This is a genomic window from Streptomyces crystallinus, from assembly GCF_039521265.1.
GTDB lineage: Bacteria > Actinomycetota > Actinomycetes > Streptomycetales > Streptomycetaceae > Streptomyces > Streptomyces crystallinus.
This window is the reverse complement of sequence record NZ_BAAACA010000035.1, coordinates 102,350-126,548: the sequence shown is the minus strand read 5'-3', so window position 1 is coordinate 126,548 and position 24,199 is coordinate 102,350. Positions and strand designations below refer to the sequence as shown.

Below are 24,199 nucleotides of genomic sequence, written 5' to 3'. Positions count from 1 at the left end.
GGAGTTTCCTGTCATGACGAAGACCGTCAACCACTGGATCGGTGGCAAGGCTGTCGAGGGCGCGTCCGGTTCGTACGGCCCGGTCACCGACCCCGCGACCGGCGCCGTCACGACGAAGGTCGCCTTCGCGAACGTGGACGAGGTGGACGCGGCCGTCGCCGCCGCCCGCGAGGCGTACACGACCTGGGGCCAGTCGTCCCTCGCCCAGCGCACCACGGTGCTGTTCAAGTTCCGCGCGCTGCTCGACGCCAACCGCGACGCGATCGCCGAGCTGATCACCGCCGAGCACGGCAAGGTGCACTCGGACGCGCTCGGCGAGGTCGCCCGCGGCCTGGAGATCGTCGACCTGGCCTGCGGCATCACCGTGCAGCTCAAGGGCGAGCTGTCCACGCAGGTCGCCAGCCGCGTGGACGTCTCCTCGATCCGCCAGCCGCTGGGCGTCGTCGCGGGCATCACGCCGTTCAACTTCCCGGCCATGGTGCCGATGTGGATGTTCCCGCTCGCCATCGCCTGCGGCAACACCTTCGTCCTCAAGCCGTCGGAGAAGGACCCGTCGGCCGCCATGAAGATCGCGGAGCTGCTGGCCGAGGCCGGGCTGCCCGACGGCGTCTTCAACGTGGTGCACGGTGACAAGGTCGCCGTCGACCGGCTCCTGGAGCACCCGGACGTGGCCGCTGTCTCCTTCGTCGGCTCCACCCCGATCGCCCGGTACATCCACACCACGGCCTCCGCCAACGGCAAGCGCGTCCAGGCGCTGGGCGGCGCCAAGAACCACATGCTGGTCCTGCCGGACGCCGACCTGGACGCGGCCGCCGACGCCGCCGTCTCGGCCGCCTACGGCTCGGCGGGCGAGCGCTGCATGGCCATCTCGGCGGTGGTCGCGGTGGGCGCGATCGGCGACGAGCTGGTGGCGAAGATCCGCGAGCGCGCCGAGAAGATCAAGATCGGCCCCGGCGACGACCCCACCTCCGAGATGGGCCCGCTGATCACAGCCGCCCACCGCGACAAGGTCGCCTCCTACGTCGAGGGCGCCGCCGCGCAGGGCTGCGAGGTCGTCCTGGACGGCACCGGGTACAGCGTCGAGGGCTACGAGGACGGCCACTGGATCGGCCTCTCGCTGCTCGACCACGTACCGACGTCCGCCGACGCCTACCGGGACGAGATCTTCGGCCCGGTGCTGTGCGTGCTGCGCGTGGAGTCGTACGACGAGGGCCTGGCGCTCATCAACGCCTCGCCGTTCGGCAACGGCACCGCGATCTTCACCCGCGACGGCGGCGCGGCCCGCCGCTTCCAGCTGGAGGTCGAGGCCGGCATGGTCGGCGTCAACGTGCCGATCCCGGTGCCGGTGGGCTACCACTCCTTCGGCGGCTGGAAGGACTCGCTCTTCGGCGACCACCACATCTACGGCAACGACGGCACGCACTTCTACACCCGCGGCAAGGTCGTCACCACCCGCTGGCCGGACCCCTCGGACGCCCCCTCGGGCGTCGACCTGGGCTTCCCGCGCAACCACTGAGCGGACGGCGCCTGCCCGGCGTGGCGCACGGCCGCGGCCGCGAAGCCCCGCACCACGGGGTGCGGCCGCGTGCCGTCCCCGTACAGCTCCGGCTGGAAGAGCGTGGCCAGGAAGAACGGGTGGCCGGGCAGCTCGGCGACGCGGACGGCGCCCTCGCCGTCCGTGCCGCTGAACCGCAGCCCGTGCGCCCGCAGGGTGTCCAGGTGCCGGGGGTCGGGGCCGAAGGAGCAGTGGTAGCGCTCCACCGTCCGCTCGGCGCCCAGGAGTTGCCGGGCCAGTGAGCCCGGCGCCAGCTCGACGGTGCCCTCGTGGCCGACCAGCGAGCAGGCGAGCGGGACGATCAGAGTCTGCTCCGGCGGCGCCGCCGGGTCGTTCTCGGCGTGCAGCAGATGGCTCAGCCCGCACACGGCGCGGGCGTATTCGAGCAGCGCGTGCTGGAAGCCGCCGCAGGTGCCGAGGAAGGGGACGCCGCCCTCGCGGGCGGTGCGGGCGGCGGCCACCGCCCCGGCCTCGCTGCGGTACGGGCTGCCAGGCAGCAGCCAGATCCCGTCGAACCCCGCGAGCCCCTCGGCCGCCTCGTCGGTGGGGATCCAGTACGCGTCCAGGTCGAGCCCGTCGCGCTCGCGCAGGGCGTCCAGCAGGCGCGGGATGCGGACGTGGGAGCGGACGCCCGGGGACCGGTCGCCGACGAGGGCGATCCGCGCGGTCGCGGCTTGCTGCGTTTTCTCCGTCATGGCCCCATCCTCGAAGCCCCGCGCCCATCGCGTCCAACGATGATGCCTGCACCGGCCATCAGCGATACTGATGGCCATGGATCCGCATCTGCTGCGCACCCTCGTCGCGGTCGTGGAGCACCGCTCCTTCTCCGCCGCCGCCCGCGCGCTCGGCTATACGCAGTCGGCCGTCTCGCAGCACATCGCGTCCCTGGAGGCCGACCTCGGCACCAAGTTGGTGGAGCGCCGCCCGGTCGGGCCGACCGGGGCGGGGGAGCGGCTGATGGAGCACGCCGGGCCGCTGCTGCTGCGCCTGGACGCGGCCCGCGCCGACATCGCCCGGCTGCGCGCGGCGCCCCCGACCCGCCTCACCCTGGCCTGCACCCCGGCCGCGCTCACCCCCTCCCTGGCCGCCGCCCTCGCGCGGGTGCGGCGGGGCGCGCCGGGGTTGGCGGCCGGGGTGCGGGTGCTCGGGCCGGACGCGGTGGTGCGGGCCGTGCTGACCGGGGAGGCCGACCTGGGCCTGGTGGACGGGGCCGCCGCCCCGAACGACCCGCTGCCGCTGCCCGACGCCGGGCCGATGGCCACCGTGGGCGTCGCCGAGGAGCCGCTGGCCGTGCTGCTGCCCGCCGGCCACCCGCTCGCGGGCCGGCCCGCCCTGCGCCTCGCGGACCTGGCCGACGCCCACTGGATCGACGCCCCGGACACCGCCGTCCCCCTCGCCCAGCTCCGCGCCGCCGCCCACACCGACGGCTTCCGGCCCCGGCTCGCGTACGGCGGCGGCGACCTGGCGGGACTCGTACGGCTCGTCGCGGCCGGGCACGGGCTCGCCGCCACCGGCCTCGCGGCGGCGGCCGGGCAGCCGGGAGCGGTCGCGGTGCGGATCTCGGCGCCGCGGCTGGTGCACCGTACGGAGGCGGTCCACCCGCGTACCCCCGCCGAGCCGGTCCGGGCGCTGGTCGAGGCGCTCGGGCACACCGCGTGAAGCGGCATGGTGACCCGCGGTAACCGCAGATATGGCACGGGGTGCCGAGAGTGCGCGCACGGGGTGCCAGTGGGTGTTCCGACATACGGAATCAGGCAATTTTTTTCCGCGCGGAGGCTGCGGTTCCCGTACCGGCCGAACATTGCGCTTTTGTTGCGCTCTTAACGCCGTATCAGTGCCGAGAGGTCGATGAGCCGACGGATTCCGTAGGTGAACAGCTATTGACCTGCGGATCGCGTGGAGATTGAAATGGCGGCCCGGGAGCGACCCACCACTCACCACCGGGGCCGGACGGGCCCCGGAGCACCACCCGGAGGTCGATAGCGCTCCCCGCTCACACCCCCACCCGCCGATCGGACGCACCTCGATGACCGAAACGCTCAGCCCGCCCCACGTCCTCTCCCCGGACACCGGCGATGCCCCGAAGAAGCTCAAGCGTTCCATCGGCGTCGTGGGCGGAACCCTGCTGACGCTGTCCTGCGTGACCCCCGCCTCGACCCTCTTCGTGGTCGTACCGGACCTCTTCTCCAGCCTCGGCACCTACACCGCGCTCACCATCGCCATCGGCTCACTGCTCTGTATCGGCGTCGCGTTCTGCTACTCGGAGCTGGGCACCCTCATCCCCAGCGCGGGCGGCGAGTACGCGATGGTCTCCACCCTCGCCGGACGGCTCGCGGGCTGGCTGGTGTTCGTCCTCTCGCTGCTCGTCGTGATGATCGTCCCCCCGGTCATCGCCATGGGCACGGCCGACTACCTGGCCCCGCTCGTCCATGTCCCCGCCCCCCTCGCGGGCGGCGGCGTGATGCTGCTGGCCACCCTCGCGGGCCTGCTCGACCTGCGGGCCAACGCCTGGATCACCGGGATCTTCCTGGTGCTCGAAGTGGTGGCCGCGGCCGTCGTCGCCGTCCTGGGCTTCGCCCACAGCGAGCGCGGCGCCTCCTCCCTGGTGCACGGCACGGTCGCCGCGGACGGCGGCGGCCACTCCACGGTCACCGCGATGATGGTGGTCTCGGGCCTCGCCATCGCCCTCTTCATCACCCAGGGCTTCTCGACCGCCGTCTACCTCTCCGAGGAGCTGGAGCACCCGCGCCGCAACGTGGCCCGGACCGTGCTCGCCACCCTCGCCATCTCCACCGCCGTCATCCTCGTCCCCGTCATCGCCATCACGCTCGGCGCCCCCGACCTCTCCGCGCTCACCTCCGGCGACCTCAGCGGCATGGTCACCGCCTGGTCCAACTCGGCCGTCGGCACCTTCGTCAGCCTCTGCGTGGCCCTCGCCATCGTCAACGCGGGCATCGTGATGGTCATCCAGAACTCCCGCGTCCTGTTCGCCTCGGCCCGCGACAAGGCCTGGCCCGAGCCGGTCAACCGCGGGCTCTCCCGCCTCGGCCGGTTCGGCTCCCCGTGGGTGGCCACCCTGCTGGTCGGCGTCCCCGGCGCGGCCCTGTGCTTCGTCAACCTGGACACCCTGTACGGCGTCACCGGCGTCTCGGTCACCGGCATGTACCTGCTGGTCGCCGTCGCCGCCCTGCTCAGCCGCCGCGGCGCGCACCGCGCCACCTCCGCCTGGCGGATGCCGCTGTGGCCCGCGGTCCCGGTGGTCCTGATCGCCGTGCTCGCGTACATCCTCACCCAGCAGGAGACCCGCTACCTGCTGTGGACCGGCGGCATCACGGCCGCCGCCACCCTCTACTGGGCGCTGTACCTGCGCCCGCGCCGCGAGACGCGGTGGCTGGTGAGCATCCCCGAGGACGAGCAGGTCTGAGGCGCCCGCACCGCACCCACACCCCGGCGGGGTCTGTCCGGATCCGGCGGTCGTTCCGCGGGACGCAACGGGCGGGCCCCGCCTAGGGTTTGGGTATGACTGCCGCGCACCCGCCTCTCGACCACGACTTCTACTGTGCCGAAATCCTGCGCCAGACCGACGCGTTGAGGTCCCACCTGACCGGCGCCGAGCTCACCGTCACCGTACCGACCTGCCCCGACTGGACGCTGAGGCAGCTCGCCGTCCATGTGGGCGGCGCCCACCGCTGGGTCGCCGAGATCGTCCGCACCAAGAGCACCGCGGCCGTCCCCCAGGAGCGCGTGCCCGGCTTCGAGGGCCCCGAGAAGGACGAACCGGAGGCGCTGGACGCCTGGCTGGCCGAGGGCGCGGCCCTGTGCGCCGACTCCCTGCGGACCGCCGGGGCCGACCAGGCCGCCTGGAGCTGGGCGGGCGAGGCGACCGCGGGGTTCTGGGCGCGCCGGATGACGCACGAGACGGTGGTCCACCGGGCGGACGCGGCCCTGACCGTGGGCGCGGAGTACGTGCTGGCGCCGGAGGTGGCCGCCGACACCATCGACGAGTGGCTGGAGATCGTCACCTACGTCCAGGCCGCCAAGCTGGCCCCGGCCGCCGCCGAACTGCGCGGCCCCGGCCGCAGCATCCATCTGCACGCCACCGACGCGCCCGGCGCCGAGTGGCTGATCGAGCTCGGCGAGGACGGGGTGAGCTGGCGGCGCGCCCACGAGAAGGCCACGGTCGCCCTGCGCGGCCCGCTCACCGACGTCCTGAGCGTCTTCTACCGGCGGCTGCCCGCCGACAGCCCGAAGGTCGAGGTCCTCGGCGACGCCGCTCTCCTGGACTTCTGGCTGGAGCGGGCCTCCTTCGGCTGACCGCTCGGGGCCGTACTCCCGCCGCGGTACGAGAACCCCGCCCCGTACGCCGCGAGTACACCCGTGACCTCCACCTGGCGGCAGGCTCGGTTGTCGGACCCGGCGCTTACCGTGGAGGCATGAGACTGCGCAGACCTCGTGGGAGGGCGGCGGCCGGGGTGGCCGCCGCCCTCGCGGTGCTCGCCGGAGCCGGCGTGTGGACGGCCACCGGCGCCGGCGGCGCGCCCGCGGTGCACCAGGAGGACCGGGTGATGGAGATGCCCGGCGCGAAGATCGACACGTCGTACTTCACGGCGGGCGACGCGAAGAAGAAGCGGCCCGCCGTCCTGCTGGGCCATGGCTTCGGCGGCAGCAAGGACGACGTCCGGGCCCAGGCGCGCGACCTCGCGCGCGACGGCTTCGCGGTGCTGACCTGGTCCGCGCGCGGCTTCGGCGACTCCACCGGCGAGATCGGCCTCAACGACCCGGACTTCGAGGTGAAGGACGTCTCGCGGCTCGTCGACTGGCTGGCCGGGCGGCCCGAGGTGCGGCTGGACGCGGCGGGCGACCCGCGCGTCGGCGTCACCGGCGCGTCCTACGGGGGCGCGATCTCGCTCCTGGCCGCCGGGTACGACAAGCGGATCGACGCGATCGCGCCGCAGATCACCTACTGGAACCTGGCGGACGCGCTCTTCCCCGACGGGGTGTTCAAGAAGCTCTGGGCCGGGATCTTCTTCTCCACCGGCGGCGGCTGCAAGACCTTCGAGAAGCAGCTCTGCGAGATGTACGAGAGGGTCGCCGTCAGCGGCAAGCCGGACCAGCGGGCGCGCGACCTGCTGGCGGCCCGCTCCCCGTCCGCCGTGGGCGAGCGCATCAAGGTGCCCGCGCTGATTGTCCAGGGCCAGAGCGACTCCCTCTTCCCGCTCGGCCAGGCCGACGCCATGGCCCGGCGGATCCGCGCCAACGGCGCCCCGGTCGCGGTCGACTGGATCACCGGCGGCCACGACGGCGGCGACCGCGAGTCCGGCCGGATCGAGGCCCGGGTCACCTCCTGGTTCGACCGCTACCTCAAGGGCGACGAGGGCGCCTCCACCGGCCCCGCCTTCCGGGTCACCAGGACCGGCGGCATCAGCTCCACCGACGGCGCCGCCCAGCTGCGCGGCGCCACCAGCGGCGGCTACCCGGGCCTGACCGACGGCACCCGGCAGGTGAAGCTCACCGGCCGCGAGCAGACCTTCGAGAACCCGGCGGGCGCCGCCCCGCCCGCGATCTCCGCCGTGCCCGGCGTCGGCGGGGGGCTCGCGGGCCTGTCCTCGCTCGGCGTGGGCGGCCTCTCGATCGACTTCCCCGGGCAGTACGCGCGCTTCGACTCCGCGCCGCTGAGGCCCGGCCTGCGCGTCACCGGCTCGCCCACCGTCCGCCTCAAGGTCACCTCCAGCGGTCCCGACGCGGTGCTCTTCGGCAAGGTGTACGACGTGAGCCCCGACGGCAAGCAGCAGGTGCTCCCGGCCCAGCTGGTCGCGCCCGTCCGGGTGGCGGGCGCCAAGGAGGGCAAGGAGGTCGAGGTCACCCTGCCCGCCGTCGACCACAACGTGGAGGCGGGCCACCGGCTGCGCCTCGTGCTCGCCGCCACCGACCTCGGCTACGCCTCCCCGGCCGAGCCGGGTACGTACAAGGTCGCGCTGGTGGACGGCTCGCTCACGGTGCCGACCGCGCCCGGTGTGAAGACCGAGCCCGCCGGGGTGCCCTGGTGGGCCTGGGGGCTGCCGCTGGCGGGCGCGGTCATCGCGCTCGGGCTGCTGGTCACCCGCCGCGCCACGGCCCCCGCCCCCGACCCGGAGCTGGCCGAGGTGCCGCTCCAGATCACCGGCCTCACCAAGAAGTACGCCAAGTCGACCGACCGGTACGCGGTCCGCGACCTCTCCTTCCGTGTCGAGAAGGGCCAGGTGCTCGGTCTGCTCGGGCCCAACGGCGCGGGCAAGACCACCACCCTGCGCATGCTGATGGGCCTCATCCGCCCCGACAGCGGTGAGATCCGCGTCTTCGGCCACGCCATCCGGCCCGGCGCCCCGGTGCTCTCGCGGGTCGGCGCCTTCGTGGAGGGCGCGGGCTTCCTGCCGCATCTGTCCGGCCGCGCTAACCTGGAGCTGTACTGGCAGGCCACCGGCCGTCCCGCCGAGGACGCGCACATGGAGGAGGCCCTGGAGATCGCGGGCCTCGGCGACGCGCTCCAGCGCGCGGTGCGGACGTACTCGCAGGGCATGCGCCAGCGCCTCGCCATCGCCCAGGCCATGCTCGGCCTGCCGGACCTGCTGATCCTCGACGAGCCGACCAACGGCCTGGACCCGCCGCAGATCCGCGAGATGCGGGACGTGATGATCCGTTACGCCCAGGGCGGCCGCACGGTCATCGTCTCCAGCCATCTGCTGTCCGAGGTGGAGCAGTCCTGTACGCATCTGGTGGTCATGGACCGGGGCCGGCTCGTCCAGGCGGGCCCGGTCGCCGAGATCACCGGCGGCAGCGACACGCTGCTGGTCACCGTGGGCACCCCGGTCACCGAGGTGCTCGCCGACAAGGTGGCCGCGCTGCCCGGCGTGGGCGCGGCGACCCCGACCGAGGAGGGCATGCTGGTGCGCCTGGAGGGTGCCTCGGCGACGGAGCTGATCGCCGAACTGGTCCGCCTCGACGTGCCGTTGACGGGCGTGGGCCCGCACCGCCGCCTGGAGGACGCGTTCTTGACCCTGATCGGAGGATCGGCATGAGTGCGCCGACGCACACCGGGGCCGGGGCCGCGGCCGACCTGAGGGCGACCGCCCCCGGCTACCGCCCGCGCCGCACCCTGCCCCTGCGGGTGGAGGCGGCCCGCCAGCTGCGCCGCAGGCGCACCCTGGTGATGGGCGGCATCCTGGCCGCGCTGCCGTTCATCCTGGTCACGGCGTTCGCCATCGGCGGCACCCCGTCCGGGCGGGACGGCCGGATCACCCTGATCGACACGGCCACCGCCTCGGGGGCGAACTTCGCAGCGACCGCCCTGTTCGTCTCGGCGGGCTTTCTGCTCGTGGTGCCCGTCGCCCTGTTCTGCGGGGACACGGTCGCCTCGGAGGCCGGCTGGTCCTCGCTGCGCTATCTGCTGGCCGCGCCCGTGCCCCGGGCCCGGCTGCTGTGGAGCAAACTGGCGGTCGCGCTCGGGCTGAGCGCGGCGGCGATCGTCCTGCTGCCGCTGGTGGCGCTGGCGGTGGGCACCGCGGCGTACGGCTGGGGGCCGCTGGAGATCCCCACCGGCGGCTCGCTGGGGTCCGGCGAGGCGATACCGCGCCTGGCCATCGCCGTGGCGTTCGTCTTCGTCTCCCAACTGGTCACCGCCGGGCTGGCGTTCTGGCTCTCCACCAAGACGGACGCGCCGCTGGGCGCGGTCGGCGGCGCGGTGGGCCTGACGATCGTGGGCAACGTCCTGGACGCGATCACGGCCCTGGGCGACTGGCGCAAGGCCCTGCCCGCGCACTGGCAGTTCGCCTGGGCGGACGCCCTCCAGCCGCATCTGGAGTGGAGCGGTATGGCCCAGGGCGCGGGGGTGTCGGTGGCGTACGGGCTGGTGCTGGTGGCGCTGGCGTTCCGGGGCTTCGAGAAGAAGGACATCGTGTCGTAGGGCGACGGGCCCGGGGCGGTGCGCGTCCCGGCCGGGCGCGGGGTGCCCGGGCGCGGGGCGCGAAAAGGCCCAAAGGGGCACCCCGTCGAGCGGAGTGCCCCTTTGGGCCGGTTCCCCGGTGTCAGGCGGCGGCCGCGGCCACGTCCTCGTACAGGAACTCCTGGAGCAGGACGGTCAGTTCGTCCGCCTTCTCGAAGAGGGCGAAGTGGCCGGCGTCCAGCTCGGCGTAGCGGCTGCCCGCGATCGCCTGGTGCAGCCCGCGCGAGTGCTCGACGGGGACGACGCGGTCCTGAGTGGCGCCGATGACCAGCGTCGGGGCGGTGATCTTCGGCAGCAGGTCGGTGATGTCGGCCTGGAGGTTCAGCGCGATCTGACGGCCGATGCCCGCCGGGATGCCACCGGCGAGCAGCCCCTCGACGCCCGCGACGCCGAACGCGTTGATCTGGTTGTCCGTCCAGCCGTGCAGCTGGAGGAAGCGGCCGAAGGCGTCGTGGTCGAGCTGGTCGAGACGGGCCCACAGGTCGAAGAAGAGGCGCTGGCGCTCGTCCAGGGCGGACCAGCCGGTGAGCAGCACGAGGCGGTTGACCAGCTCCGGGTGCTTGGCGGCGAGCGCGGCGGCGTTCAGCGCGCCCAGCGACCAGCCGACCAGGTCCACCGGGCCGGCGCCGGCGTCGCGGATCGCCGCGGCGACCTGCTCGACGACGCTGTCGACCGTGAGCGGCTCGCCGTTGTCCTTGGTCTGGCCGCTGCCCGAGTAGTTGGGCGTGATGACCGTGCGCTTGTCGCTGAACTTCTCGACGAGGTGCGCGAAGCCCTCGGCGGCGCCGCCGGTGCCGTGCAGCAGAACGAGGCCGGGGCCTTCGCCGGTGACGAAGTACTCCACCTCGGCGCTGGAAGTCTTGACGGTGGGCATGCGGGCTCCTCTGTGAATTCCCTTGCGGGACCGATCTCGTGAACGGGCGCGGCCCGAGGCTGGTCGGGCCGTCTGCGCCTGCGGGGTAAGTTACCTCTGGCTACATTGCATGCACAAGCATGGAATGAGAGGGTAATTGCCGCCCGATTACCGGTGGCGCCCGCCGGTCACCCGGTGGCGCCCGGCACCGTCCCGACGGCCAGCACGTTGCCCTCGCTGATGTAGCCGTCGGGCGCGTCCAGCGGGTGGTCGGGACCGGCCGGGTCGAGGAAGCGCCGCCACTCCTCGTCGAGCCCGAGCCCGGCGGCCTGCTCCGCGAGCCGGGCGCAGGAGAGCCCGTAGAACTCCCGGGCCGGGCCGGTCAGCGGGGCGTAGTGCTCGATCACCATGGTCTGCTGGCGCACCCCGACGAGCCCCGCCTCCCGCAGCCAGCGGTAGAGCTCACGGCTGCGCAGGAGCTGGGCCGCGTAACCGGGCGTGCTGCCCGCCGCGCGGAAGAAGTCGGAGAAGAGGTACGGGTCGGCCGGGCGCGCGGTGATCAGATGGGCGTCCAGGTCCTTGACGGCCACGACGCCGCCGGGGCGCACCACCCGCACCAGCTCCCGCAGCGCGAGCGCCAGCTGCTCGTCGTCCAGGTACTGCATGGTGTTGGCGCACCACACCGCGTCGAACGAGTCGTCCGCGTACGGAAGGCGGAGGAGGTCGCCCTGGCGGACGTCCACCGGGCACGGGGGCTTCCAGCGGGCGACGCGCTCGGTGGCGAGCGCCGCGTTCTCCTCGGCCAGGTCGATGGCGCGGACCCGGCCCTCGGGTCCGACCAGTTCGGCCAGCCACGGCAGGAACTCGCCCGGGCCGCAGCCCGCGTCCAGCACCCGCCAGCCGCGCTGGAAACGGGCCTGCTCCAGCAGCTCCTGGTAGGGGACCGCGCAGGCGCGGAAGTGGGCGTCGACGACGGTGTGGTGGGTGAAGCCGAGGCCGGTGGAGGTGGTGAACCCCCAAGCCTCGTGGTCCTCGGCGGGGCCTGCGGTCAGCATGCGGGGGTTCCGATCTCGTCGAGCAGTGCCAGGAGTTCCCTGGTCACGCGTTCGGGTGTCTCCAGCGGCTGGAGGTGCCCGGCGCCCGGCAGGGTCACCAGCCGGCCCCGGCGCAGCAGCGCCGCCGTGTGCCGGGTCTCCTGCGGGGTCACGAGCTCGTCCTGCGCGCCCGCGATCACCACGGCGGGCACGTCGGCCGCGCGCAGGGTCTCCGTCGCGTCGGGCCGGTCCGCCACGGCGCGCTGGGCCCAGGCGAGGGCCGCCGGGTCGGCCTTCGCCGCGTCGGCGAGGAGCCGGTCGACGACCTCCGGGCGCCGCGCCCGGGTGGTGGCGCCGACCAGCATCGGGGTCGTCCGGGCGATGAGGGCGGGGCGCGCCTGGTCGTCGCGGATCAGCTCCGCGAACTGGAGCCGCCCCGCCCTCGCCTCGGGGGAGTCGGCGGTGGTGCGGGCCGAGAGCAGGGCCAGGCCCGCGGTGCGTCCCGGGTGGCGGCGCACGAACGCCATCGCCGTGTAGGCGCCCATGGAGGAGCCCGCGAGCAGCACCGGTCCCGCCCCGACGCGGTCGAGCGTACGGGCCAGGTCGTCGGCGACCACGTCCAGCGAGGGCGGCTCCTCGCCGAGCGGTACGGATCCGAAGCCGCGCTGGTCAGGGGCGATGACGGGGTGGCCGATGGCCTGGAGGGCGCGGCGCTGGGCGTCCCACATCGACGCGTCCAGCGAGAGCGCGTGCAGCAGGACGACGGGCGTCCTCCTGGCCGCGCTCACCTGGACGCCGCCTCTTCGGCCGCCGTGACGAAGTCCCGGACATGAGCGGGCAGTTGCGTCCCGCGCCGCCAGGCGAGGAGCACCGGGGCGGGCGGCAGGTCGTGGATCGGGACGATCCGGATGGCGGGCGGGGCCACGTCGGCCAGCGAGGCGAGCGAGATGTGCACCGCCTCGCCCTCGGCGACCAGAGCCATCATGCGGGGGATGTCGCGGACCCGGTGGCGGCGGTCGACGGGCCGTCCGGCCGGGGTGCGCGGCGGGACGACCTCGTCCCAGACGTAGTCGGGGAAGCTCCCCGGGCGTTGGAAGGTGGCGTAGTCGGCGAGCTCCTCGATGGACACCGACGCGCGCCCGGCCAGCGGGTGGCCCGCGCCCACCACGGCGGCGCGGTCGTCGTAGGTGAGGACCCGGCTGGCCGCCAGGTCCGGCTCGCGCAGCGAGAACTTCACGATCATGAGGTCGAGGCCGCCCGTGCGCACCCCGTGGAAGGGGTCGACGACGTCGTACTGGCTGGTGCGCACCTCGGCGTGGCCCGGCCCGGCGAGCCGGGCGATCTCGTGGACGACCTCGGGCGAGCCGTGGTAGCCGAGCCGGATGGCGGGGGCGGCCGGGCCGCCGGCGGGGTCAGACAAGGAGTGCCTCCTCGGTCAGTCCGGCGGCGGCGCGGAGCCGGCCGGGGAGTGTGGGTTCGGCCTCGACGCGCAGGGCGGCGAAGCGGTCGGTGGGGTTGGTGAGCCGGGGCACATGACGGATCGTCAGCGTGTCGCCGGGGCCGATCAGGCCGTCCATCACCGCCTCCGTCAGCAGGTGGTTGAGGTGCACCAGGGCGTCCGAGATCCGGCAGCCGGCCGCCGCGATGTGGAGCTCGCGGTGGACGGCCGCCCGCTCGCCGCCGGGGCGCGGCGGGATCTCGACGACGGTGTCCGCCCGTACGGGAAGCGGGCGCGGACCGTCGAAGAGCTTGAGGAGCCTGCGCAGGGCGGCCGTGTCCGCCGCCGGGCCCGGAGCCGTCCAGGCGGCCGAGCCGTCCTCGGCGAGACGCGCGAAGGCGAAGCGCTCGCGGAGGTTGTCCGGATTGCCCGCGAGGAAGACCGTCCGCGTGAACGAGCGCCGCCACAGGGCCGTCTGCTCAGCACTGAGCCCGAGGGCGAACTCGCAGGTGGCGCGGGCCCAGGAGGCCAGGTCGAAGCGGTTGAGGACGACGGCCGCCAGGTGCTGGGGGGAGTCCTCGCCGAGCCGCTCCCGGACGGCGAGCAGCCCCTCGGCCGAGCCCAGGTCGTACGCGTCCGCCAGCTCGGGCCGGGCGGCGCGGATCCGGTCGGCGGCGGCCGCGCGCAGCCGGTTCTGGACGACGGGGTCGGCGCACGCCATCGGATCGGCCGCCTTCGCGGGGCCGTGGGCAGTCACGGCTTCGTCGCGGGTCACAGGAACACCGCCGAGAGCAGATCGTGGCCCGGCACCGGGCCGCGCCTGCCGAGCAGGCTCGACGTCAGCCGGTACGGGTCGACGTACACATGGTCCTTCCGGTGGCGGGCGAGGCGTTCGGTCAGCTCGTCCGCCGGATCCGGGTGCGCCGCGGCGGCCAGCAGCCGCTCGGCCCGTCGCAGGCACTGGCGTACGAGAGCGGCGTCGAAGGACTGCTGTTGGCCCGGCCCGAGCGTGGCGATGAAGTAGAGCCGCATCCCGAGCCGCACCACGGGCTCGCCGTACTCGGCGCGGGCCGAGGCGAGCAGCGCGCCCGCGTGGTTCTGCTCCCAGCCGCCGTGCCGGGCCGAGCGCACCCGCCCGTCGATCGGCACCCGGCCGACCGGGACGCGCCGGATACGGGGCCCGAGCCGCGCCAGCACATGGGCGAGCTGCTGGTGGTCCGGGTCGAGCTCGCGGTCGTAGAGGAGCACGATCTCGTCGAAACCGGCGGTGAGCGGCATGAGTTCGCGCAGTGCGCAGGCGAGGTAGTTGGGGCGGCCGTCGGCCGTGACGATCTGCCGCAGCGGAAGCCCGTACCGGGTGGTGTCGAGGTGGACCGGGCCGCCGACCTCGCGCTGGTCCACGCACAGGCCGAGCGCCCGCAGCCAGGAGATCGTCTCGTCCAGCCCCAGGCCGGGCGGCTGGTGGGCGAGCAGGCCCGGGTCGTGCAGCCCGAGCCCGGCGTAGTGCCCGCTCCACAGGTCGAGCACCCGGCGCCCCGCCGGGTGGACCCAGCCGTGCTCGACGGCGTCGGCGTACGGGCGCAGGGCCTCGGCGGGGGCGCGGACGCCCTCGGCGCGGAAGGCCATGTACAGCTCGCCGATCTCCTCCTCCGAGCACTGCCCGTACGCCCGGTCGCCGTGGCGGCGGTCCAGGAACTCCCAGAAGCCCAGGGTCTGTTCGGTGGGGTGGTAGGTGGTCTGGCTGGACCGGAAGGTGACGTCGGCCAGCTGCCGGGTGGCCCGGTACATCACGTCCGTCCAGAGCAGCCCCTTGAGATGGCTGGGCGTCAGCGGCTTGGACGGGGTCACGGTGATGGGAGCGAGCAGGACGCGCTCGCGCCGGGCGGCGGGAGCGGGCAGGCGCGGTCGCTCCAGGGGAAGGGCGGTCACCCGAGGGCCCCTTCCGCCGCGTGGACCAGCCGTACGAGCTCCTCGCGCTCCGGGGCCCGTGGGCGCGCGGGGGCCGGGGCGGCGGCCCGCACCCGGGCGAGCAGCTTCTCGTCGGCGAGCAGCTCGGCGGGGGTGGCCAGGCCCATCAGCATCCGGGTGAGCGCGCGCCACACCACGCCGTCGGTGCGGGCGGCCGCCGCCAGGGCCGACGGCCGGGCCTCGGGAGCGCCCGCCCCCTGGACGTGGCCGCGCCAGCGGGCGATGCGTTCGCGGTCGGCCGCCGCCGACTGCTCGTACCACGGCAGGAACAGGGCCTCGGCCGCCCGCGCCGCCGCCCGGCTCTGCGCCCGGTCCACGGCCGGGTGCGCGGCCAGCAGGTCCGCGAGGCGGAAGGCGTGGGCCAGGGCGAGCGACATCCCGCGCCCGAAGAGCGGATTGGTGAGACAGGCCGCGTCCCCGAGCGGGAAGAGCCCGGGGACCGGACGCTGGCGCGAAGTGGCCGTGCCGCGCAGGGCGTTGGGCGGGCTGGTGATGGCGTGCACGGGGGAGAGGGGCTCGCTCACCCCGTCCGCCAGCCAGGCGGCGAGGCCCGGTGTGGCCCGGGCCGCCGCGGTGAACCCCTCCGGGGTGCGCAGCCCGTGCAGGGCCCGGTCGCCCGGCAGGGTCGCCAGGGCGATGGAGAAGGTGCCGTTGTCGGCGGGGTGCAGCACACCGGCGTAGTGGTCGAAGATGTCGCCCGCCGCGTTGCCCCGGCCCAGCGGGCCGGGCCGCCCCTCGGCGCCCGTCAGCCGGTAGAAGCGGGTGTAGCCACTCAGCCCCGAGGGGCCCACCCGGTCCTCGGCCACCGGTACCCCGGCGGCGCGCAGCCAGCCGCGGGCGGCGGCCTGCCGCCCGGTGGCGTCGATCACCACGTCGGCCGCGATCCGCTCGCCGCCGTCCGTGCGCACCGCGCGCACCCGGCCGTCGTCCGGATCCAGCTCCAGGGCGTCGACGGTACGGCCGTGCCGGACCTCCACCCCGGGCAAGGCCGCGACGGCCCGGTACAGGACGAGTTCGAGCACGGTGCGGCGGCAGCCGAGCGCCACCAGCTCCTCGTCACCGGGCTCGCGGCCGCCGTCGCCCGGGGGCAGCGCCTCGGTGAGGTCGAGGAGTTGCGCCCTGGCGGCCAGGGCCGCCGCCAGGACCTGGGGCGCCCGCTCGCGCAGCACCTTCACCCCGAGCGAGGTGAGCGTGTGGGAGTGGCTGCCCTGGGGGACCGTCGGGCGGACCCAGCGCCCGGCCGCCGCGTCGACGGGTCCGGCCGGCGGCTCGGCGCCGCGCTCCAGGACCAGTACGCGGTAGCCGGCGCCGTGCAGGGCCAGCGCGCCCGCGAGCCCGGCGACGCCCGCGCCCGCCACGACGGCTGTCTTCTCCGTGGTCGTCATCTCAGCGCCTTCGGCCATTGACGAAGAACACCCGGCGCTGGTCGCGCTTGGCTCGCGGCGGCACCGGGTCGGGCCAGCGGCCGAAGTCGGCGCCGGGCTCGCCGGGCTGCGGGGCCGAGACCGTGAACCCGTACCGGTCGAAGAGCGCCTCCGGCTCGTCCGTACCGAACAGCCAGGGGCAGCCCCAGCCCGCGAACACCTCGAGCAGCGGGCGCATCCGGGGCAGTGTGAGCGCGTCCGAGTTGACGATGTCGGCGGCTATCCGGCTGCCGGGCGCCGAGATCGCGGCGACGCGCTCCAGGATGCGGTGGGTGTCGTGCTCGGGGATGTAGTAGAGCAGCCCTTCGAGGAGCCAGGTGGAGGGCAGGGCGGGGTCGTAGCCGGCGGTGATCAGGTCCCGCTCCCAGTCGGGCGAGGTGAGGTCGACGGCGACCGTGCGGTGGTCGGTGCGCGGCTCGACACCCGCCAGCCGGTCCTTCTTGTACGCGAGGACGGCGGGCCGGTCGATCTCGAACCAGCGGGTGTGGGCGGGCCAGTCGAGCCGGTAGGCGCGCGAGTCCATCCCCGCCGGGGCGAGCACGATCTGCCGCATCCCGGGCTCGCGGGCCGCCTCTTGGAGGTAGTCGTCGAAGAACCGGGTGCGGATCGCGTTGTAGTCCGGGGTGCTCGGCACACTGCGCCGCTCGTCCGGCGGGAAGGTGGCGGCGCGTACCTCCGCGAGGAGGGTGGGCCCGATGTCACCGGCGAGGTCCGCCGCGTACGGGTCCTCGTAGAGCCGGTCCGCCCGGCCGGTCTCGGCGGCGCGCAGGGCGGCGGTGAGCAGGGCGGTGCGCTCGACGGCGTCCAGGGCTGGGGTGGTGGGTGCGGTCATGGGGTGCTCTCTCCTCTATTGCGGGGTGCGGCCGGTGAGTCGTCGCCACTGCGCCGGGTCCTGGCGGAAGAGGCGGTCCTTGACCTGGGTGGGGCGGATGCCGCCGGCGACGGACTCCTGCCAGTCGCGCAGGAACGCGTCGGCGGGCAGCCGCAGCGCCGAGGGCGCGCCGAGCCGGCGGTCGGCCCGGGCCCGGCGGTAGCCGGGGGACTCCTGCCCCAGGGCCCGGTCGAGCCGGGCCGTGAACCGCTCGGTCTCGTCGTCGGTCCAGGGAGTGTGGGGCGCGAGGGCGAACTCGTACGCCGGTGTGCCCCGCTCGTCCCGGCTCACCCGGCAGGCGGCGTTGCGCAGTTCGAGGCCACCTGCGGTGAGGGCGGTGGTGAGGGCGCGCAGGACGTGGGCGTCGCGCAGGCGTTCTCCGGCAACGTTGGAGAGGGTGCTGCGGCCGGTGTATTCGAGGCGCGGCACGCCGTCCTCGTGGTCGACGACGCGGACGACGTCGCCCACGGCGTAGCGGTAGAGGCCGCCGACGTGGCTGAAGACCGTGTGGTAGTCGCGGCCGGGCTCCAGTTCGTCCGGTCGCAGGGTGGGCGTGTCCGGGGTGAGGTCCCGGTCGGCGTCGGCGAACTCGTACACCGAGGCCGACACCACCAGGCTCCCGGCCGAGCGGTGCCGGTCCAGGGCCACGCCCACCGGGCCCTCGGACGCGGCCACGGGGGCGGGCAGCAGCGCCACACCCGGCCCGAACTCCTCGCGCAGCCGGGGGAGATAGAGCGAGGCGAGACCCGTGGTCCAGCAGAACAGGGCGCGCATGTGGGGCCAGATGTGGGCCGGGCGGATGGTGGCGTGGCAGCGGGTGAGCTGCTGGAGCTCGACGACCCGTTCGGGGTTGGGCAGCAGCCCGGGGCGCCCGTCCAGGGTGCCGTCGCGGATGTCCTTGAGGATCCGTGGCCACCAGAGGTTCAGCTGGTACGGGAGGGCGGCGACCATGGCGGGGTTGATGCCGATGATGCAGCGGATGTCGCTTTCGACGGCCATGCGCAGGCGGAGGTACATCTTGTCGAGGTGGGCGTCTGGGGCGAGGGGTGTGGGGAGGGTGGCCCAGGGGGCGTGGGTGCCGGGTTCGGCGGAGAGGGGTTCGCCGAAGCGGGTGCCGAAGTCGGCCTGGCTGGCGCCGACGTGGGGTTTGCCGGAGGCGGTGGTGGGCGGGGTGGTGAGGGGGTCGTGTTTGAGGTTGAGGACGGCGTCGGGGCGGGCCAGGACGTCGGGGAAGTGGGTGATCAGGGGGGCCCAGGCGGCGTAGTAGAAGGGGAAGAAGGTGGTGTGCATGAAGCGGCGGGTGACGGGGATCTTCTTGCGGCTGCCGGTGGTGCCGCTGCTGGTGAAGAAGAGGGCGGGCCTGTCGGCGGTGAGGACGTTGTCCTCGCCGGCGGCGGCGCGTTCGATCCAGGGGGCCAGGGCGCTGTAGTCCTGGACGGGCACGGCCTTGCGCCAGTCGTCCAGGGTGCGCACACGCGCGAAGTCGTGGGCGCGCCCGTAGGCGGTGTCGGCGTTGAAGGCGAGCAGGTCCGCGAGGACGCGCCGCTGCTGTGCGCCGGGGTCGGTGAACGCGGCGCGCAGCCTGTCCCGCTCGGCGAACACCCGCGCCCGGTACCGCCCCACCCGCTCCGGATCCGCCCACGGCTCAGCCGAGTTCATGCGCCAGCACCTTCCGTATCGCCGCCGCGGTCCGCTCCGGGCCGGCTTCCTCGATCACGGTCACCGGCAGGTCCCGGATCTCCTCCCGCATGACCTTGCGCAGATCCGCCTGGTACCGCAGGAAGCCGTCCCGGTCCGGGACCTCCCCGTAGTGCTCCAGGCGGTTGAGGCGCGCGCCCTGGCGGCTGCGCCGCCAGGCGGTCTCCGGGCGCGCGTCCAGATAGATCACGCGCCGGGGCCTCGGGAACGAGCGCCACCAGGTGAACATCGGGTTCTCCGGCACGCCCGCCAGCCGGCACTTGGCCAGCGGCTTGTAGTAGTACGAGTCGACGAGGGCGGGGCCGTCGTCCTCCAGCAGCCGGTCCCGCAGATGCAGGACGGCGGTCTGGAGCATCGCCGCGAGGAACTCCGGCGACCACGCCGCCTCCCGCGCGGCCACGTCCCGTACGACCTCCCGGCGCAGCCGGCCGATCAGCGCGTGCTCGGGAGCGAGGAACGCGTCGTCGGCGGAGATCAGCCTGCGCGGCTCCGGGTCCTGCCGCAGGGCCGTCATCGCCGAGGACTTGCCCGCCAGATCGGGGCCCAAAAGGACGCAGAACGCGGGGTCTTGCAGGGGCACTGCCATCAACTCCTTCGGGCGACGGTCCTGATTCTCACCAAGATTACTTTCAAAATCAATGTAGACACATGAATTGTTTGCGCCTAGCATCGCCGTCGAACACCAGCCCTTTGGAGGGGAAGCAAGTGCGAACATCCATCCGCCCGGACGGGGTGCGGCCGTGCCCCTGAGACTGCTGGCGCTGACCCTGTGCGTCTTCTGCATCGGGACGGCCGAGCTGCTGCCCGGCGGAGTGCTGCCGGAGCTGGCGGACGACTTCGGGGTCTCCATCCCGACGGCCGGTCTGCTGGTGGCCGTCTACGCGGCGACGATGATGATCGGCGGGCCGCTGGTCACCGGGTTCACCCGCCGGGTGCCGGCCAAGACCCTGCTGGTCGGCCTGATGGCGGTCTTCGTCCTGGGCAGCGCCCTCGCCTCGACCGCCTCGTCGTACGGCGTGCTGGTGGCGGCCCGGATCGTCTGCGCGCTCACCCACGGCACCTTCGTCGCGGTGAGCATCGTGGTGGCGGCCGGAATGGTCCCGCCGCAGAGGACGGCGGCCGCGGTCTCCACGATCGTGCTCGGCTACAACCTGGCCACGGTGCTCGGGGTGCCCCTGGGGACCCTCGTCGGGCAGCAGCTGGGGTGGCGCTCCACCTTCGGCGCGCTCACCGTGCTCTCGGTGGCCGGCGCGGCGGTGATGTGTCTGCTGCTGCCGAGGGCCGAGACGGAGGAGACGGGTTCGCTCCGCGGCGAGCTGCGGGCCTTCCGCTCCGCCGGTGTGCTGATGTCCCTCCTCATCACGGTGCTCGCCACCGGCGGCATGTTCACCCTGATCACGTACATGGTCCCGGTGCTCAAGGACGTGAGCGGCTGGTCGGCGTCGGCGATCCCGGTGCTGCTGATCGCCTACGGTGTCGGCTCGCTGCTCGGCAACGCCGTCAGCGGCCGGATCCCGGCCCCGTCCCTGCTGCCCGCCCTGATCGCCGCCCTGGGCGTGCTCGTCCTGGTCTGCCTGCTGTTCTGGTGGGTCAGCCCGAGCCCGGTGCTCGCCGCCTGCGCCCTGTTCGCCTTCGCCTTCGTGACGTTCGTCGCGGCCCCCGGGCTGCAGACCTACACCCTCACCCAGGCCTCTGACGCCCCCACCTTCTCGGTGACCGTCAGCATGTCCGCCTTCGGCCTCGGCGCCGTCATCGGCTCCTGGTACGGCGGCTGGGTCATCGACGCGCTGAGCCTGCGCTCCGTCGCCCCGGCGGCCGGCGCGCTGGTCGCGGCCGCCGCCCTGACCGCGCTGGTCTGGCACGCCAGGACCCGCGCCCGCGCCGTGCCGACGGCCGGCGCACCCGACACGACCGAGCTCCTGACCACCCATGGGTGAGGAGCCCCACGCCCGCGCCCGCGCGGCGGCACGACTTCCCACCGGCCGCACCCGGCTTCGGTGCGTCCCGACAGAGCAAGGAGATTCCTCATGACCGTCAAGGCAGCCGAGCAGGATGCCGAGGCCAGACGGGCGCGGTTGTCACGACTGCCCTCGCTCACCGGAATGCGGTTCATCGCCGCCCTGATGGTGTTCTTCTTCCACGTCTCCCTGCCCGACTTCACGCCGTTCGGCGGGGACTTCGCGGACGGCGCGGAGTGGCTGTTCAGCAAGGGCGGCTGGGTCGGCGTCTCGTTCTTCTTCATCCTCAGCGGCTTCGTGCTGACGTGGTCCGCCCGCGAGGGCGACACGCCCCGCCGCTTCATGCGCCGCCGCCTGGTCAAGCTGTACCCGAACCACGTGGTGACCTTCGCCCTGTCGATGCTGCTCTTCGCGGGGGCCACCGCCACCTGGAAGCAGTGGCTGCCGAACATCCTCCTGGTGCACACCTGGATCCCGGACTACAACACCTTCTTCGGCATCAACCCGCCGAGCTGGTCGCTGGCCTGCGAGGTCGTCTTCTACCTCTGCTTCCCGGTGCTGCACCGCTGGATCAAGAAGATCGAGCCGGCCCACCTGTGGGGCTGGGCCGCCGGTCTCGCGGCGCTGGTCATGCTGATCCCGGCGTTCTCGTACGCCGTGCTGCCGTCCGACCCGCCGATGCCCAACGGCTTCCCGGTGGGCGTCAAGCAGGCCTGGTTCGTCTATCTGCTGCCGCCGGTGCGCATGCTGGAGTTCGCGATCGGCATCATCATGGCCCGGATCGTCCTCACCGACCGCTGGATCAACGTCAAGATGGTCCACGCCCTCGGTCTGCTGATCGTCGGCTACGCCATCGCGCTCAACGTGCCGTGGCTCTACGGCCTCAACGCGGTCTGCCTGATCCCGATCGCGCTGCTCATCCCGGCCGCCGCGGTCGCCGACGTCAAGGACCAGCCCTCGCCGTTCCGCGGCAAGGTCATGAACTGGCTCGGTGAGGTGTCGTTCGCCTTCTATCTGATCCACGGCGTCGTCATCATCTACGGCACCAAGTTCCTGCACGGCAAGCCGTACGGCATCCCGGCCGGCATCGGCCTCTGGGCGGCCTGTCTGGGCATCAGCCTGGTCCTCGGCCACCTCCTCTTCACGTACGTGGAGATGCCGATGATGAAGCACTGGAGCAAGCCGCGCGCCGAGCGCCGTGGCACCCGTCCCGTCGCTCCGGTCCCGGCCGCCCGCGCCGCCGAGGAGGCGACGCCGGTGGGAGCGGTCGGCTCGCGCGACTGACACCTGCCCCTGGCGCCCTTGTACGAGGTCTGTCCCCCGCCGAGCATCGGCGCGGGGACAGACCCGTTTGGCATTCGTATAAAGCGCTAAAAAAATACGGGCGTGCTGGTTTATGAAACTAGACTTGATAAAAGATTCAACCTCCTCGACCTCTTTCTAGGCTTACTAAAACGTACAAACCCTGCCATTGGATCGCCTGCGTCCGTATGGCGGCCGAAACTTGTCGTTTCAAAAACCGGCATGTAGGTTCTTTTATGTCGTCGACTGGGGGAGTCGGCAGCGTCCGCCTTCCCTCGGTTCTTCGCGTGACTGAGGGGTCTTGATGAGGCAGCACAGAGTCGGCCACGCCGTTCACCTGGACCTGGACGGGCTGGTCCACCCGGCGGGCGGTTGCGCGGGCCCGGGGGTCCGCGAGACGCCGTTCCTCCGCGCCCTTGAACGGTTCGTCGAATCGCTCAACTCGCATGCGCGGCTGACCCCGGACGGCGTCTCCGTCGCGGCCTCCCGCATCAGGTCGGCCCTCGTGGTGCAGGAGCGCATGGCGTTCCTGCGGCCGCCGTCCTCCCCGGCCCTCGACGCTCCCGTGTTCATCACCGGTATGCCCGGCAGCGGCGCCGCCCTGCTGCACAACCTGCTCGCCGAGCACCCCGGCGTCGACGCGCCCACGCTCTGGGAGCTGCTCGACCCCGCCGCCGCGGCCGCCTCCCCCGACGAGCGGCGCGCCCTGATCGCACTCGGCCGGGCCCGGACCTCGGCCGGCGCCCGGGCCACCGCCGGGCGCGCGGTCGGCCGGTTCCGCGAGGCGACCCGCCCGGGCTCCTGCCACTGGCTGCTGGCGAACGCCTTCCACAGCCCGGTGCTCGCGATGCCCTACCGGGTGCCCGGGTACGCCGACTGGCTGGAGCGCCAGGACCTGGTCCCCGCGTACGCCTTCCACCGCAGCCAGCTCCAGGCCGTGTCCCACCGCACCGGCGGCGGCACCCTGGTGCTGCGCGACCCCTTCCACGCCCCGCACCTGCGCGACCTGCTGCGCGTCTATCCGCGCGCCCGGGTCATCCGGCTGCACCGGGACCCCGCCGACCTGCTGGCCGCCACCGCGGGCATCTCCTGGTCGCAGCGCGCCGCCTGGTCCTTCGCGGGCGACCCCGCCGACGTCGGCCCCGAGTGGGCGGCCCGGCTGGAGCGCTACTTCGCCGCCTCGGAACAGGCCCGTACCGCCCTCGACGACGGCAGCGTCCTCGATCTGCGCCACGCCGAGGTCACCGGGGACACCGACAAGACGCTGCGCCGCGTCGCAGAGTTCATCGGACTGCCGATGGCGCCCTCGGTCGAGGCGAACATGCTGGAGCTGGCCCGGGGCGCCGCCGTCGCCGCCCGCGGCGCGCGGCACTTCGAGCCGGAGGAGTTCGGGCTCTCGCGGCGCCGGCTCGGCTTCCGGTTCGCCCAGTACCGCAGCGCGTTCGGGGTGTGATCCGGACGGCCTGATCCCGGATACGGCCGGTTCCGCACGGTCGAAACGCTCATTCCGGCCGGAATGGCCCGGTCTGCCGCTTGGTACATGCTTGTGAAAGCATTAGTGTTTCCCTTACAGGCCGGTAAACCGTCGGCCATGCGGGTTGCGGAGAGTGTCATGGTTGCTTCTGGCCGACGCCAGCGCGGCGAACTGGAGCTCTGGCGTCAGCTGACCCAGCTGACCAGTGTGCTGTCCAGCTCCCTGGACAAGAGACTCACGCGCCGGCACGGCGTCTCCGTGTCGGAGTTCACCGCCCTGTCCACCCTCGCCGAGGGCGGCAGCGACGGCGTCCAGATGCAGGACCTCGCCGACTCCATCGGGCTCAACCAGTCCACGGTGAGCCGGCTCGTGGCCCGCCTGGAGGGCAGCGGCCTCGCCACCCGCGCGGTCAGTGAACGCGACCGGCGATGTACGTACGCGATGATCACCGAGCGTGGCCGGGCCATCGTCGACGAGGCGACCGGCACCTTCCAGAAGGAGTTCGCCACCGCCCTCGACATCGCCGCCTTCGACGAGCGGACCGCACCGCTCGTCGCCCGGCTGCGCCACGACCCGGGCGTCACGCCCTCGAAGTGACCTGACATACGGGTGTGGGCCCCGGGTCGACGACCCGGGGCCCACACCC

Annotated in this window: 21 protein-coding genes; 10 read left to right on the top strand and 11 right to left on the bottom strand. The window is 73.5% G+C overall.

Features of this window, described 5'->3' with window-relative positions; translation table 11 throughout:
* Positions 1-13 precede the first annotated feature (13 nt).
* Positions 14-1,516: a CoA-acylating methylmalonate-semialdehyde dehydrogenase gene (gene mmsA / locus ABD236_RS24730; RefSeq protein ID WP_344076909.1), complete on the top strand. Its 1,503-nt coding sequence runs from the start codon at positions 14-16 to the stop codon at positions 1,514-1,516.
* Here the strand turns inward: mmsA and ABD236_RS24725 are convergent.
* Positions 1,426-2,250 carry a CTP synthase C-terminal region-related (seleno)protein gene (locus ABD236_RS24725; protein WP_344076906.1) on the bottom strand — a complete coding sequence of 275 codons (825 nt, stop codon included), beginning with the start codon at positions 2,248-2,250 and terminating at the stop codon, positions 1,426-1,428. The genes mmsA and ABD236_RS24725 overlap by 91 nt on opposite strands.
* 76 nt (positions 2,251-2,326) lie before the next feature.
* Between ABD236_RS24725 and ABD236_RS24720 the strand changes: the two genes are divergently transcribed.
* The 5 genes from ABD236_RS24720 to ABD236_RS24700 all read left to right on the top strand — a co-directional run bounded on the left by ABD236_RS24720 (position 2,327) and on the right by ABD236_RS24700 (position 9,494).
* On the top strand, positions 2,327-3,214 hold the full coding sequence (locus tag ABD236_RS24720) for a LysR family transcriptional regulator (RefSeq protein ID WP_344076904.1): 888 nt from the start codon (positions 2,327-2,329) through the stop codon (positions 3,212-3,214).
* Positions 3,215-3,581: 367 nt separating this feature from the next.
* Positions 3,582-4,979: an APC family permease gene (locus tag ABD236_RS24715; protein ID WP_344076902.1), complete on the top strand. Its 1,398-nt coding sequence runs from the start codon at positions 3,582-3,584 to the stop codon at positions 4,977-4,979.
* Positions 4,980-5,074: 95 nt separating this feature from the next.
* Positions 5,075-5,869 carry a maleylpyruvate isomerase family mycothiol-dependent enzyme gene (locus ABD236_RS24710; RefSeq protein WP_344076900.1) on the top strand — a complete coding sequence of 265 codons (795 nt, stop codon included), beginning with the start codon at positions 5,075-5,077 and terminating at the stop codon, positions 5,867-5,869.
* Between the two features lie 119 nt (positions 5,870-5,988).
* Positions 5,989-8,610: an alpha/beta fold hydrolase gene (locus tag ABD236_RS24705; protein ID WP_344076898.1), complete on the top strand. Its 2,622-nt coding sequence runs from the start codon at positions 5,989-5,991 to the stop codon at positions 8,608-8,610.
* Entirely contained in the window at positions 8,607-9,494 is an 888-nt protein-coding gene (locus ABD236_RS24700) for an ABC transporter permease (RefSeq protein WP_344076896.1), read from the top strand. The genes ABD236_RS24705 and ABD236_RS24700 overlap by 4 nt, the downstream gene beginning before the upstream one ends.
* A 121-nt stretch (positions 9,495-9,615) precedes the next feature.
* Here the strand turns inward: ABD236_RS24700 and ABD236_RS24695 are convergent, their stop codons facing one another.
* The 10 genes from ABD236_RS24695 to ABD236_RS24650 form a co-directional block, all read right to left on the bottom strand.
* The gene (locus ABD236_RS24695; RefSeq protein WP_344076893.1) at positions 9,616-10,407 is read right to left on the bottom strand and encodes an alpha/beta fold hydrolase; all 792 of its coding nucleotides are present in this window, start codon (positions 10,405-10,407) and stop codon (positions 9,616-9,618) included.
* 167 nt (positions 10,408-10,574) lie between these two features.
* Positions 10,575-11,441, bottom strand: a complete 867-nt coding sequence (locus tag ABD236_RS24690) for a class I SAM-dependent methyltransferase (protein WP_344076891.1) — start codon at positions 11,439-11,441, stop codon at positions 10,575-10,577.
* Positions 11,435-12,208: an alpha/beta fold hydrolase gene (locus ABD236_RS24685; protein ID WP_344076889.1), complete on the bottom strand. Its 774-nt coding sequence runs from the start codon at positions 12,206-12,208 to the stop codon at positions 11,435-11,437. The genes ABD236_RS24690 and ABD236_RS24685 overlap by 7 nt, the downstream gene beginning before the upstream one ends.
* Complete coding sequence (locus tag ABD236_RS24680; RefSeq protein WP_344076887.1) at positions 12,205-12,840, bottom strand: LysR substrate-binding domain-containing protein; 636 nt, start codon at positions 12,838-12,840, stop codon at positions 12,205-12,207. The genes ABD236_RS24685 and ABD236_RS24680 overlap by 4 nt, the downstream gene beginning before the upstream one ends.
* The gene (locus ABD236_RS24675; RefSeq protein WP_344076884.1) at positions 12,833-13,633 is read right to left on the bottom strand and encodes a DUF6182 family protein; all 801 of its coding nucleotides are present in this window, start codon (positions 13,631-13,633) and stop codon (positions 12,833-12,835) included. Before ABD236_RS24675 ends, ABD236_RS24680 begins: the two co-directional genes overlap by 8 nt.
* Positions 13,630-14,787 (bottom strand): hypothetical protein, encoded by a 1,158-nt coding sequence (locus ABD236_RS24670; protein ID WP_344076882.1) that lies wholly within the window; start codon positions 14,785-14,787, stop codon positions 13,630-13,632. Before ABD236_RS24670 ends, ABD236_RS24675 begins: the two co-directional genes overlap by 4 nt.
* Positions 14,784-16,211 (bottom strand): tryptophan 7-halogenase, encoded by a 1,428-nt coding sequence (locus ABD236_RS24665; RefSeq protein WP_344076880.1) that lies wholly within the window; start codon positions 16,209-16,211, stop codon positions 14,784-14,786. Before ABD236_RS24665 ends, ABD236_RS24670 begins: the two co-directional genes overlap by 4 nt.
* A 1-nt stretch (position 16,212) precedes the next feature.
* The gene (locus ABD236_RS24660; RefSeq protein WP_344076878.1) at positions 16,213-17,082 is read right to left on the bottom strand and encodes a class I SAM-dependent methyltransferase; all 870 of its coding nucleotides are present in this window, start codon (positions 17,080-17,082) and stop codon (positions 16,213-16,215) included.
* A 15-nt stretch (positions 17,083-17,097) separates the two neighbouring features.
* A complete protein-coding gene (locus ABD236_RS24655; RefSeq protein ID WP_344076876.1) occupies positions 17,098-18,780 on the bottom strand; it encodes a GH3 auxin-responsive promoter family protein in 1,683 nt (560 codons plus the stop codon).
* Positions 18,767-19,405 carry a hypothetical protein gene (locus ABD236_RS24650; RefSeq protein ID WP_344076874.1) on the bottom strand — a complete coding sequence of 213 codons (639 nt, stop codon included), beginning with the start codon at positions 19,403-19,405 and terminating at the stop codon, positions 18,767-18,769. The genes ABD236_RS24655 and ABD236_RS24650 overlap by 14 nt, the downstream gene beginning before the upstream one ends.
* Positions 19,406-19,559: 154 nt before the next feature.
* Between ABD236_RS24650 and ABD236_RS24645 the strand changes: the two genes are divergently transcribed.
* From ABD236_RS24645 to ABD236_RS24630, 4 genes are all read left to right on the top strand, one after another.
* The gene (locus tag ABD236_RS24645) at positions 19,560-20,756 is read left to right on the top strand and encodes an MFS transporter (RefSeq protein ID WP_344076871.1); all 1,197 of its coding nucleotides are present in this window, start codon (positions 19,560-19,562) and stop codon (positions 20,754-20,756) included.
* A gap of 90 nt (positions 20,757-20,846) precedes the next feature.
* Positions 20,847-22,061, top strand: a complete 1,215-nt coding sequence (locus ABD236_RS24640) for an acyltransferase family protein (RefSeq protein WP_344076869.1) — start codon at positions 20,847-20,849, stop codon at positions 22,059-22,061.
* A gap of 322 nt (positions 22,062-22,383) precedes the next feature.
* Positions 22,384-23,532, top strand: coding sequence for a sulfotransferase family protein (locus ABD236_RS24635; protein WP_344076867.1), 1,149 nt, complete (start codon positions 22,384-22,386; stop codon positions 23,530-23,532).
* A gap of 159 nt (positions 23,533-23,691) precedes the next feature.
* Positions 23,692-24,150, top strand: coding sequence for a MarR family winged helix-turn-helix transcriptional regulator (locus ABD236_RS24630; protein WP_344076865.1), 459 nt, complete (start codon positions 23,692-23,694; stop codon positions 24,148-24,150).
* Positions 24,151-24,199: the final 49 nt, after the last annotated feature.

Excerpts from the sequence above, each read along its gene's own strand:
- mmsA (WP_344076909.1), top strand. The coding sequence starts at position 14 with ATGACGAAGACCGTCAACCACTGGATCGGTGGCAAGGCTGTCGAGGGC.
- ABD236_RS24725 (WP_344076906.1), bottom strand. The coding sequence starts at position 2,250 with ATGACGGAGAAAACGCAGCAAGCCGCGACCGCGCGGATCGCCCTCGTC.
- ABD236_RS24720 (WP_344076904.1), top strand. The coding sequence starts at position 2,327 with ATGGATCCGCATCTGCTGCGCACCCTCGTCGCGGTCGTGGAGCACCGC.
- ABD236_RS24715 (WP_344076902.1), top strand. The coding sequence starts at position 3,582 with ATGACCGAAACGCTCAGCCCGCCCCACGTCCTCTCCCCGGACACCGGC.
- ABD236_RS24710 (WP_344076900.1), top strand. The coding sequence starts at position 5,075 with ATGACTGCCGCGCACCCGCCTCTCGACCACGACTTCTACTGTGCCGAA.
- ABD236_RS24705 (WP_344076898.1), top strand. The coding sequence starts at position 5,989 with ATGAGACTGCGCAGACCTCGTGGGAGGGCGGCGGCCGGGGTGGCCGCC.
- ABD236_RS24700 (WP_344076896.1), top strand. The coding sequence starts at position 8,607 with ATGAGTGCGCCGACGCACACCGGGGCCGGGGCCGCGGCCGACCTGAGG.
- ABD236_RS24695 (WP_344076893.1), bottom strand. The coding sequence starts at position 10,407 with ATGCCCACCGTCAAGACTTCCAGCGCCGAGGTGGAGTACTTCGTCACC.
- ABD236_RS24690 (WP_344076891.1), bottom strand. The coding sequence starts at position 11,441 with ATGCTGACCGCAGGCCCCGCCGAGGACCACGAGGCTTGGGGGTTCACC.
- ABD236_RS24665 (WP_344076880.1), bottom strand. The coding sequence starts at position 16,211 with ATGACGACCACGGAGAAGACAGCCGTCGTGGCGGGCGCGGGCGTCGCC.
- ABD236_RS24660 (WP_344076878.1), bottom strand. The coding sequence starts at position 17,082 with ATGACCGCACCCACCACCCCAGCCCTGGACGCCGTCGAGCGCACCGCC.
- ABD236_RS24655 (WP_344076876.1), bottom strand. The coding sequence starts at position 18,780 with ATGAACTCGGCTGAGCCGTGGGCGGATCCGGAGCGGGTGGGGCGGTAC.
- ABD236_RS24650 (WP_344076874.1), bottom strand. The coding sequence starts at position 19,405 with ATGGCAGTGCCCCTGCAAGACCCCGCGTTCTGCGTCCTTTTGGGCCCC.
- ABD236_RS24640 (WP_344076869.1), top strand. The coding sequence starts at position 20,847 with ATGACCGTCAAGGCAGCCGAGCAGGATGCCGAGGCCAGACGGGCGCGG.
- ABD236_RS24635 (WP_344076867.1), top strand. The coding sequence starts at position 22,384 with ATGAGGCAGCACAGAGTCGGCCACGCCGTTCACCTGGACCTGGACGGG.
- ABD236_RS24630 (WP_344076865.1), top strand. The coding sequence starts at position 23,692 with ATGGTTGCTTCTGGCCGACGCCAGCGCGGCGAACTGGAGCTCTGGCGT.